Here is a 6,811-nt window from a genome sequence, read left to right as displayed (position 1 = left end):
GAGGGGCTTCGCAGCCCCTCCCCCCATGCCGACGAAGTCGTCATGGGGCCCCCCTCCCCGGCGGTCGCCCCGACGGGCTCCTGTTCTCCGCAGGGGGTCTCCGGTGGTCGCCCCGACGGGCTCAGCTTTCGCTGGAGCCACTCGCTAGCAGCTTCTGGAGCTCACCGCTGTTGTGGAGATCGGTGATGATGTCGCAGCCGCCGACGAACTCGCCGTCGACGTACAGCTGGGGGATGGTTGGCCAGTCCGAGTACTCCTTGATCCCGGCGCGGACGCTTGGGTCGGCGAGCACGTTGACGGTCTCGAACTCGGCGCCGTGGTGCTTGAGGATCTGCACGACCTGCGCTGAGAACCCGCAGCTGGGGAACACCTTGTTGCCCTTCATGAACAGCAGCACGCGGTTGCTCTTGACTAGTTCGTCGATGCGGCTTCGGACTTCGTCTTGCATTTGAGTCTCTCGAGAAGGGTGCCAATCGCGCACTCGGCGCGTGGACCATCATTGATAGCGCTGCCGAACCTTGGGAGCAAGGGTGGTCTCAATCGCGTGGCCGGCGGCGGTCTACCACCAATTTGCTTGGGATTGACCGACTCATGGGTGTGTAATCGCTGTCGCACCCTGCTGTCACGTACTGTCGTCGTGTAACTTGGAGACTCCCATGCCGTCGTTGACTCGCTCGCCCTCTCACCCGTCCCTCCTGATCTCCACCGCCGCGCTCTCGCTGGTGCTCGGGTGCGGCGACGATGGGGGGGGGTTTCAGACCACCGATCCCGCCACCGATGGTGTCGGCGACGGTGACGGCGACACCAACGAGGTCTCGACCACCAATGGCACGGGTGATGGGGACGGCGACCCTGCTGGCGATGGGGATCCGGAGACCGGCGATGGCGACGGCGACACCACGACCGGCACCGGGCCCAAGTTCGACACGCTCAGCACCCCCGACGGCGGCGACGACGGCTGCGGCGACGGTGGGGGCGGCAGCGCAACCTTGACCGGCACCGTGTTCGCGCCCAACGGCACCATCCCGGTGGTCGGGGCGCTGGTCTACACCACCAACACCCCGCCCGAGGGTATCCCCGATCAGGTCTACTGCGCCGAGTGTGTCGAGCTCGAGTGTGGCGTCGACTTCACCGAGACTGACATCGAGGGCAATTTTTCGCTCAAGACCGACCCGGGCGGGGGCAAGTACCTGGTCGTGCAAAAGGGCCAGTTCCTGCGGGTCACGCAGCTCGACATCGTGGCGGGCAACACCAACTTGCCCGACGCCACCGTCGAGCTACCCGGCGAGTGGGACCCGGCCAACGGCCTGTACATCCCCAAGATCGCCGTCGCCGACGGCACCTTCGATCGCATCGAAGACGCGCTCGGCAAGTTTGGACTTGGCGACACCATGATCGCCAACTTCACCGAGAGCACGGTCCCCGGGACCGAGAGCTTCGAGCTGTGGGACAACGGCCGCAACCCCAGCACCGATGGCTTCCAGTCGCAGGGGACGATGACCCAGCTGGTCTCCGATCCCGCCAACCTGGCCCGCTACCACATCATCTTCGTGCCTTGCTCGGGCGACGGCCACCTCAGCGCGCTCAATCAGCAGGGCATCGACAACGTGCGCGGGTGGGTCGAGGCCGGCGGCCGCTGGTACGTGGCCGACTGGGCCAACGAGTGGATGAGCGGCGTGTTCCCGGAGTACCAGAACTTCTACGGCGGCAACAACGGCGACCTCGGCTCGTACGACTCGCTCGCGGATGTCCTCGACAACGGCATGCTCGAGTGGCTCGAGGCGCTGCCCGAGCCGCTCAAGGACATCAACCCGCTCAATGACGAGAACCACCCGACGCTGTTTCAGCTGCCGCAGCTGCTGACCGTCGACAACTGGTCGGGTATCCAATACCCGCTGCCCGAGGTCCTCGTCGACGACGGCCTGGGCAACATGGTCAACGTCGGTCACACGGCCTGGCTCGAGGGCCCCGGCGGCGGCGGGTCGATCCCCGTCAACGACATCCACCCGCTCACCGTCACCGGTCAGTACGGCTGCGGCAAGATCCAGTTCACCAGCTATCACACCGCCGAGTTCTTCGACTATGTCGGGCTCTCGCCGCAGGAGCTGGTGCTGATCTACACGATCCTCGAGATCGGCGTGTGCCAGGATCCGCTGCCGCCCCCGCAGGGCTGAGCCGCCGCCCAGCCTCGCCACGCCATGCCATGCCACGCGTTGAGCCGCCAGCCCGAAGGCTGGTGGTGCAACGCCGCACGCGCAGTTATTTCGAGCGCGCTCGCGGTCGACCTTCGCGATTGTCTGACTATTGTTCACTCCCCATGCACAACAGCGTATTTCAAGTCAAGGCCAAGGAGCACAGCGTCTCCGGCGGGGTCGGACTCGCCACGGGGATCACTGTACGACCGGGTCAGCTCTTGCAGATCACGGCAGACCCCAATGACAGATGGAGCGCAGGCGTCAAGGATCGGGTGTCCAACGCCAACGGGCTCGGCAACCCGCTCGGCGGCAATTATGGGCTGCACACCCGCGGCGACCAGTCGTTCCTCTATGGCGCGTTGGTCGGCAGCCTCGACGGCGGAAAGACCTTCTTTGGGGTCGGCACCAGCCTCACGATGACGCTGGTGACCGACGGCAAGCTGACCCTGCACTATTGGGACAGCAACAACCACGATAACTCGGGCACCGTGCGGGTGATGGTCAGGATCTACAACGGTCCGATCAACGTCAATCCGATCTAGCCGAACCCGACCATCGCCTCGACCTGATCGGCCTGCTTGGCGAGCGCGCGCGTCAGCACTTCGTTGCCGCCCGCGGTCACCAGCACGTCGTCTTCGATCCGAATGCCCCGGACGTCGGCGAACTGGGCCAGCTTCGTGCGGTCCAAGCTTCCGTCCGCATCGAAGGGCGCGGTCAGCTGCGAGCCTGGCTCGAGCAGCGCCGGGACCTGATAAAAGCCCGGCTCGATCGTCACGGCCATGCCCGCTTGGAGGTCGCGATCCAGGCGCAGGAAGCACAGCCCAAACTGGCTCGAGCGCTGGCGACCCGGCGCGTAGCCGGCCCGATCGCCCAGATCTTCCATGTCGTGCACGTCGAGACCGATCATGTGTCCGAGGCCGTGCACGAAGAACAGCGCGTGGGCGCCCCGCTCGACCAGGCCCTCGGGATCGCCCTTTAGGATCCCTTCGTCGACGAGGCCCCGGGCGAGCACCAGACCGGCCGCCAGGTGGATGTCGCGGTAGCGTGCACCCGGCTTGACCTGCTCGATCGCCGCGAGCTGCGAGGCCAACACGATCTCGTAGATCGTCCGCTGGGTCGCCGAAAATTTGCCGGACACTGGCCACGTGCGCGTGACGTCGCCGGCCCACCCACAGTGCGAGGCGCCGACGTCCGCGAGCAACAGATCGCCCGCGGCGATCGGGTTGTCGTACCCGCGCGAGTGCAGGATCTCGCCGTGGACCGTGACGATGCTGCCGTACGCGGTGGTCATGTCACGGGCCAGCAGCGAGGCCTCCATCGCTGCCCGGATGTCGGACTCGCGCATGCCGGGCTTGGTCGCGGCCATGCCGGCCGTGTGCGCGGCGACGGTCGCCTGGGCGGCGACGCGCAGCTGCTCGATCGCGGCGGCGTCGTGGATCATGCGCGAGGCCACCATCGCGTCACCGAGCGCCGCGTCGCGCTCGTCGAGCTCAGTCGGCGCGCCGGGCTCAGCCCAGCTGCGCTTCAACATTCGGCCCTGGCGAAACCGCGTGGTCGAGTCGACCGCCGGCAGGGTCGCGGGCGCGGGCGCCGACTCCAAAAATTGGGGGAGCTGCTCGATGTCACGGATCTCGGACACACCCGTGGCGCGCTGCATGTCGGCCCAGCCGGGCCCGGGGCCGTGCCAGACCGCGTCGTCGGGATCGGGCGCGGGCATGAACAGGATGTCGCGCGCGCCGTCGACGAACACCGCCGCGTGCTCGATCCACGCGCCGGTCAGGTACAGGAAGTGGCTGTCGGGGCGGAACGGGTAGATGTTTGCGGGGTAGTTCTGCGGGCGGGCGACACCCGAGAACAGCAGCGCCGGGGCACCGAGTTGGGCTGCGATCGCGCGACGGCGCTTGGTGAATGCTTCGGCCGGCTGAGTCGGTAGACCGTGGCTCATGCGGCGGAGTGTAGCAGCTCACCCGTGGTCTCGGACGGGGCTTGGGTGGGCGGATCAGAGCCGGGAGCGCGTTTGTCTGCGACGCATCTGACCAATTTATCCGGCCCAGCCTTGCGGTGGTGGACGGCGGCGGCCTCGGGCCAGCCTGACGGGGCGAGCGCTCGACGTGATCACGTCGCACAGGTTGGCGATCCCCCGTAGCCTCAACGAGCCTCAACGAGCGCAACTCGAGCTGTGGATGTGTGACGAGAACCACGGCGGACGCCGCCAGCGACCCACTGGCCGCTGGCGGTGTCCTCGGTCAAGCGAGGCTGTCTAGCGTGGCTGAAAGCTTCCATCTTCCGTGTTGAGGATCAACTCGTAGCCACCAGCCTTGAATGGCACCTCGATGAAGGCGAACGTGCCGTCGACCTTTCGAGTCGCAATCGCCATTTCGCTGTTGGTGTATTCCCCCGACACCGGCTTGCCATCGAACAACGCCTCACCGTCGGCGGTGATCGCCGCGGTGACCTCCATGCGCAGCGTGCCCGGGGGGAAGCTCGCCATCTCGTCGATCAGACTGGCGTGCGCGGGCATGGCCAGGCGGATGCTTGGATTCGCGAAGGAGAATGATCCGTAGCTAGTCGATGGGGCCAGGGCCGTGAACGAGTCGAGCGTGAAGTCGACCGAGCCGTCGCGGTTGTGGGTTTCGCTGAAGGCGAAGGTGATGTCGTAGAGGCTCGCGCTCGCGTCACCGTCGGGTCCGAAGATCGTCACGCCGCCGATCGCCGCGATGCCGCCCATGTTGGATTCCTGGTCGACGATTGGGATGTTCGGGGGTGCGTCGCAGCTGCCGCCCGTTGCGACGTACGGCTCGTCGGCGTTGATCGAACATTGGAGGAACAGGGTGGCTTCGGTGACGTGGCCGATGGTCGCGCCGTTCGCGGCACCGGGGCCGAGGAAGATCGGGGTGAGCTCGCCGTTCGCTTCGTGGACGGTCTTCGCGCACTCCTCGAGGATACTTGGCATCTCGAGAATGCTCGCGTAGGCGAACAGGTCGTCGCGGACGACTCCCTTGGACGAGCACCCGACGACGGTAGACGAGATCGACATCGAGTGGGTCCGCGACTCGGTGTGGTTCAACTTCCAGAACATCGCCCTCGTCGAGTTCGAGCACACCGGCCTCTGGCGAGTCGACGTCCTCTACCCACACGGCCCGCCCGTCGACGTGTGGCTGACGATCGCACCCGACCCCGGCTGAGCGAACTGACGAATTTTTCGTCACCTCTGACCCAAACGCCATCCCTTCCAGAGCACTCGACAAGCGCACGACATCCGCTAGCTGGTCGCTAGAGACCGTTTGGCTCAACTGACGAGTTTTTCGTCACCACCGACGAGTTTTTCGTCGCCGCCAAAGCCGACCGCTTGCGACGTGGAGCTGACGTCAAAAGGTGCTACTCGTGCCGAGTGCCCGTCGCTCACAACCCGAGAGCTCGTCTGCGGTCGGCCATCCTCGGCGCCCTGATGGTCGGCTGCGGCGAGCCGCCGGTGGTCGACGACAACGAGCAACCGAAGACGTGCCTCGACGCCGACGCCCCCGCCACCGAAGTACCCGACTTCCCCCTCGCGCATCAGACCGAGAACCTCGACATCTACCTTCAAGACGGGCAGTTCGTCTGTGCCGGGACCGCCAACGACTACCAGCGCTTCGTCACGTTCGTCGCCGACGAGCTCGCCACGGACATTCAGCGCAGGATCCCGCTCTATGCCGTCCAGGGGGGCAGCAAGTGGTGCCCCGGCGTGGGCCATGGTGGCTGCGTCTACACGGACGGTGTCGTGTTTGCCCAGCCCGGCGTCACCTACCATGAGCTGACCCACGCTGTCGCCTGCGAAGTCCGCTCAGGTGTACCCAAGATGCTCAACGAAGGTCTCGCGGTCGCTTACGAGCCCGTGCCCAACAGCATCCACGGCGAGCCAACCCTCTTCAGCGAGGTCGACGGCAAGTTCTACGAGTACTACTCGCTCGCCGGCCACTTCGTCCGCTGGTTGCACGACCAGCTCGGCCCCGATGCCTTTCGGGAGCTCTACCGCGCCGCCAACTACGACTCCGGGGTCTGGAACGCCATCGAGGCCGCCTACGGCACCTCCGCGGAGGCCGACTACATCGCAGGCGCCCCCGAGCTGTGGGTCCCCCACCGTCAGTGCGCCGACCTCCCCCTGCTCGAGCCCGACGGCGACACCTGGAACTACGCCGCCCGGCTCGACTGCCTGGAACCCGCCACCTTCGGCCCCTACGAGCGATGGCATCCGTCGGCCTCCACTACTTGGGGACCTACCTCCATGTATCAGAGCTTTCTGATCGACATCGAGACGCCAGGCATCTACCAGCTGGAGCGTCCCGATTTTGACGCCAGTATTCACGTAGAGCGCTGCTTGGACGAGCACCCGACGACGGTAGACGAGATCGACACCGAGTGGGTCCGCGACTCGGTGTGGTTCAACTTCCAGAACATCGCCCTCGTCGAGTTCGAGCACACCGGCCTCTGGCGAGTCGACGTCCTCTACCCACACGGCCCACCCGTCGACGTGTGGCTGACGATCGCACCCGACCCCGGCTGAGCGAACCAAAGATCATCGTGACCCAGCTGGTCTCCAACCTCGCCAACCTGGCCGATCGGACGGCAGCCGTGTT

General features: G+C 66.1%; 7 protein-coding genes. 4 read left to right on the top strand and 3 right to left on the bottom strand.

All coding sequences use genetic code 11. From position 1 onward, the window contains the following. Window positions 1-121 precede the first annotated feature (121 nt). Window positions 122-448, bottom strand: a complete 327-nt coding sequence (grxD, locus tag ENSA7_RS22380) for a Grx4 family monothiol glutaredoxin (protein ID WP_106091362.1) — start codon at window positions 446-448, stop codon at window positions 122-124. A 208-nt stretch (window positions 449-656) separates the two neighbouring features. Between grxD and ENSA7_RS22370 the strand changes: the two genes are divergently transcribed. Both ENSA7_RS22370 and ENSA7_RS22365 read left to right on the top strand, forming a co-directional pair. Beyond that, the gene (locus ENSA7_RS22370) at window positions 657-2,174 is read left to right on the top strand and encodes a hypothetical protein (protein WP_244923872.1); all 1,518 of its coding nucleotides are present in this window, start codon (window positions 657-659) and stop codon (window positions 2,172-2,174) included. Between the two features lie 143 nt (window positions 2,175-2,317). Next, entirely contained in the window at window positions 2,318-2,737 is a 420-nt protein-coding gene (locus tag ENSA7_RS22365) for a hypothetical protein (RefSeq protein ID WP_106091360.1), read from the top strand. Here the strand turns inward: ENSA7_RS22365 and ENSA7_RS22360 are convergent. Both ENSA7_RS22360 and ENSA7_RS22355 read right to left on the bottom strand, forming a co-directional pair. Continuing rightward, on the bottom strand, window positions 2,734-4,140 hold the full coding sequence (locus tag ENSA7_RS22360; RefSeq protein WP_106091359.1) for an aminopeptidase P family protein: 1,407 nt from the start codon (window positions 4,138-4,140) through the stop codon (window positions 2,734-2,736). The two genes, ENSA7_RS22365 and ENSA7_RS22360, sit on opposite strands and share 4 nt — an antisense overlap. 315 nt (window positions 4,141-4,455) lie before the next feature. After that, window positions 4,456-5,148, bottom strand: coding sequence for a hypothetical protein (locus ENSA7_RS22355; RefSeq protein WP_146158004.1), 693 nt, complete (start codon window positions 5,146-5,148; stop codon window positions 4,456-4,458). 46 nt (window positions 5,149-5,194) lie between these two features. Between ENSA7_RS22355 and ENSA7_RS22350 the strand changes: the two genes are divergently transcribed. Beyond that, window positions 5,195-5,380, top strand: a complete 186-nt coding sequence (locus ENSA7_RS22350; protein ID WP_106091357.1) for a hypothetical protein — start codon at window positions 5,195-5,197, stop codon at window positions 5,378-5,380. Window positions 5,381-5,586: 206 nt separating this feature from the next. Next, on the top strand, window positions 5,587-6,738 hold the full coding sequence (locus ENSA7_RS22345) for a hypothetical protein (RefSeq protein WP_146158003.1): 1,152 nt from the start codon (window positions 5,587-5,589) through the stop codon (window positions 6,736-6,738). The last annotated feature ends 73 nt before the right edge of the window (window positions 6,739-6,811 follow it).

The sequence above is a fragment of the Enhygromyxa salina genome (assembly GCF_002994635.1).
GTDB classification, from domain to species: domain Bacteria; phylum Myxococcota_A; class Polyangia; order Nannocystales; family Nannocystaceae; genus Plesiocystis; species Plesiocystis salina_B.
This window is presented reverse-complemented; position numbering and strand designations above follow the sequence as displayed.

Coding starts and splice junctions, on each gene's coding strand:
- ENSA7_RS22365 (WP_106091360.1), top strand. CDS start 2,318: ATGCACAACAGCGTATTTCAAGTCAAGGCCAAGGAGCACAGCGTCTCC.
- ENSA7_RS22370 (WP_244923872.1), top strand. CDS start 657: ATGCCGTCGTTGACTCGCTCGCCCTCTCACCCGTCCCTCCTGATCTCC.
- ENSA7_RS22360 (WP_106091359.1), bottom strand. CDS start 4,140: ATGAGCCACGGTCTACCGACTCAGCCGGCCGAAGCATTCACCAAGCGC.
- ENSA7_RS22355 (WP_146158004.1), bottom strand. CDS start 5,148: ATGCCAAGTATCCTCGAGGAGTGCGCGAAGACCGTCCACGAAGCGAAC.
- grxD (WP_106091362.1), bottom strand. CDS start 448: ATGCAAGACGAAGTCCGAAGCCGCATCGACGAACTAGTCAAGAGCAAC.